Origin of the sequence: Nostoc sp., assembly GCF_036918015.1 — a bacterium.
Taxonomy (GTDB): Bacteria; Cyanobacteriota; Cyanobacteriia; order Cyanobacteriales; family Nostocaceae; genus Nostoc.
Window position 1 is genome coordinate 1 of the sequence record NZ_JBALEO010000004.1, and the last position, 3,188, is coordinate 3,188.

General features: G+C 39.7%; 3 protein-coding genes and 1 pseudogene. 3 read left to right on the forward strand and 1 reads right to left on the reverse strand.

Annotation, left to right across the window (positions count from 1 at the left end):
* The first annotated feature begins 92 nt into the window (after positions 1-92).
* The 3 genes and pseudogenes from V7K61_RS00700 to V7K61_RS00705 all read left to right on the forward strand — a co-directional run bounded on the left by V7K61_RS00700 (position 93) and on the right by V7K61_RS00705 (position 2,539).
* The gene (locus V7K61_RS00700; protein ID WP_335050039.1) at positions 93-647 is read left to right on the forward strand and encodes a pentapeptide repeat-containing protein; all 555 of its coding nucleotides are present in this window, start codon (positions 93-95) and stop codon (positions 645-647) included.
* Positions 648-1,272: 625 nt separating this feature from the next.
* Positions 1,273-1,482 (forward strand): annotated as a pseudogene (locus V7K61_RS34035) (ISAs1 family transposase); the annotation flags it as partial.
* A 754-nt stretch (positions 1,483-2,236) separates the two neighbouring features.
* Entirely contained in the window at positions 2,237-2,539 is a 303-nt protein-coding gene (locus V7K61_RS00705) for a 2Fe-2S iron-sulfur cluster-binding protein (RefSeq protein ID WP_335050041.1), read from the forward strand.
* A gap of 273 nt (positions 2,540-2,812) precedes the next feature.
* Here V7K61_RS00705 and V7K61_RS00710 read toward each other — a convergent pair.
* Positions 2,813-3,188 (reverse strand): hypothetical protein (locus V7K61_RS00710; protein ID WP_335050043.1); only part of this gene is annotated, 376 nt, incomplete at its 5' end.

Here is a 3,188-nt window from a genome sequence, read left to right on the forward strand (position 1 = left end):
ATTGATAAATATTTACATTAATTAACAATAAACTCATGGGTTAAACGATAGAATTTACTTAACTTTAAATAAGCAAGTCATTGCTTTTTATTATGAAAACTCCAGAACTTCTGAGACGATACGCAGCAGGAGAACGGGACTTTAGTAACGTAAGCTTAATTCAGGTCTGTCTGACTAATGCAAATCTGATTGGGGTACACCTAAAAGGAGCGGAGTTGATTGGTAAAGACTTAAAGGGAGGATATCTGACTGATGCACATATTAGTCAGGCGAAACTGAATCAGGCAACTTTTGCTGATTCACGAATGATTGAAGTATGCCTAATTAGTGCAGAAATGGTTGATGCAGACCTGAGTGGAACAGACTTGACGGGAGCAAATTTAAGTGGAGCTGATTTAAGCTTTGTCAAGCTAGGTGGAGCCAACTTGAGGGGAGCAAACTTAGGTGAGACAGACCTCACCGGAGCGGATCTTAGGGGAGCGGAAATGAGTGAAGCTAACTTGAAAGGGGCAAAGCTAGCTGGGGCAGATATGGACGGGGCATATTTAGATAAGGCAGACCTGACTGGGGCAGATATGGACGGGGCAAATATGCGACGAGTCGGATTAACTGGAACAAAAATGCCCGATGGAACAGTTCACGACTAAGTGACTTGAGTGATTTTTAACCTAAGTTTATACATCAAGGCAATAATGGGGCTGCGATGATAGATAATTACTGCCTGATAAATAAGTTGTTTATCCAACGTTTCTTCAGGCAGTAATTAACACTATCTTAATGATGTTCATAATACCATTATCCTCAGCAACATCTGGTATTGTAACAGTGGCATTATTCAGCCTAGACAATGAAAAATCGAGATGCTATCTCAAAGTAATGTCAACGGGATTTGAGAACAAGAAGAGTAAAACTAAAACATCTTTTGCAGCCAGCGTAGATAGCTTTGATATTACCAGTAGGTTTCAGGAATACTTCACAAAAGTGAAAGACCCCAGAGTGGAAAGGACGAGATATCATTTACTCACTGATATCATTACCATAGAGATTTTGGCAGTAATAGCTTTCTTCGCAAGGTTGCGTTGATATCGAGGAGTATGGACTCAATAAACAAGAGTGGTTAGAGACGTTTCTAGAACTACCATTCGGAATACCCAGTCCAGATACGTAAAGAAAGAGTATTCGAGAAAATCAATCCCAAAGAATTTGAGCAATGTTTTCGGCAGTGGGTGCAATCATTGGTTGAGAAGTTGGGTGTAGAAGTAGTAGCACAAGAATAGCAAAACTCACAGAGGGTCATATGACAGAGCATCTCAGCTAAAAGCCCTGCACACTGTCAGTGCATGGTCAAATGAACACCGTTTGGTCTTGGGACAAATAAAGGTCAGTGAGAAATCCTATTGACACACCGCGATTCCGGCACTGTTAGAAATGCTAGATATATCTGGCTGTATCATCACCATTGATGCAATGGGTCCCCAAAAATTGTGCAGCTTCACAGAGAATTGGATTATTACAAATAGCTGCAAGTTTCATCCTTTAGGAGTAGTAATTAAACTCATGCTTTATTAAAAATAAATACTTGTCAATTTCGCAAAAATAATCGTAATCGATCACGGGGCGATCGCAAGTTGCAAAACAACGCAACGATCCAGCATCCAGCCTTCATTTTCAATCAAACCAAGCACTTATACTTAGTAGGATTTTGAACAACTACTACATGAGCCGAGACTAATCCACAATTTTACATTCCTGCTCCATAAAACGCAGAAGACCTTCCTCAAACGCAGTTAAGTATAGTCGCTTCAACTCCCCCAAATATTTCAAAACTGCCTCTGCTGGTGCTTCTAGCTTGGCACTGTCCCGTAGCCTACTGATGCGACACCGAACAGCCCACCGCAGGCATCGCTTTCTTGGTTAATATTCTCAAAAGAGTTATATTGCGAAATTATTTTGACTACTTTTTGTGTCGTATTTAATCAACTTATACAATTCAACCATCAATCAGACTATTGTATATACTCGATTTCAAACGTCTGGTTGTTACACTTGAGAAAATCTCTCTCAGAATAATAAATTAGCAGTATTTCCTGAACTTATGGGAGAGAAAAAGCCGAAATTATCAAGTTAGACTTACTTCCAAAAGCCATCGGTATTTGCTGATTTCAATCTCTGACAATATTTGGTGTCTATTCCGCAACAATTGAAGAGTATTACTTTGATAACGAGGTCTACAGTTATGACGACGACATACAAAATTCAATTGATGAATGAAGAAGAAGGAATTAACCAAACGGTAAATGTTCCCGAAGATGAATATATTCTCTCAACTGCTGAAATCGAGGGGATGGAGTTACCCTATTCCTGTCGTCAGGGAGTCTGCTCGACTTGTACTGGGAAATTGGTTGATGGTTCCGTTGATCAGTCAGAACAGTCTTATTTAGAAGATGAGCAGATCGCTCAAGGCTATGTGCTAATTTGTATTGCTCATCCAACCTCAGATTGCACGATTATTACCCACAAACAAGAAGAAATAGCTTGAAAAGGCAGAAATTTTCGGCTGTGATAATTAGACCAACTATCCCCACACAACAATAAGTAATTAGGTTTTTTCCTACAGTGGTAAAATTTGCTAGAGTGAGCCTGGAAACATAGAAAACTCGTTTGAGATTTTCTTTTTAGCAAACGTAATTAAGCCTTTAGTCTCAACTCTCAAGTTAGTTTTACCGCTCTAGTGAAAAACTGCTCAGAATCGTATCAAGAGCCTTCTGCTTTGAAAACAGCTCTCAAGATAACCATAAAAGACAACATTCGTCTATAGTTCTTCTGTCATCACTCGGCGCATAATTTCAGTAACTTCGGCTGCCACTCTAGCATCTAGCTCAATTGCATCCCGTTTTTTTGCGGAATCAATTTTATCAGGATTGGTTTCCTGAAATGATTTCACTCCCCGTAAAGTCATGCTGATAGTTCTTAGCACAGGTGGATGATTATGAGCCTTGGGACGTTCATCCAAAAATTGTACCAGTGCGACATAAACTATTTCAGTACTTTGTCGAGAATCACTGAACCCATCACCTAATTTTGAGATAATTGTGGGAGATGTAACAACTTTTTCCAAACCCAACGCTAGGATAGCTTGATCAATGTAACGACAGGCATCTGAACCCATCGCTCTGACAAGAGGTTCT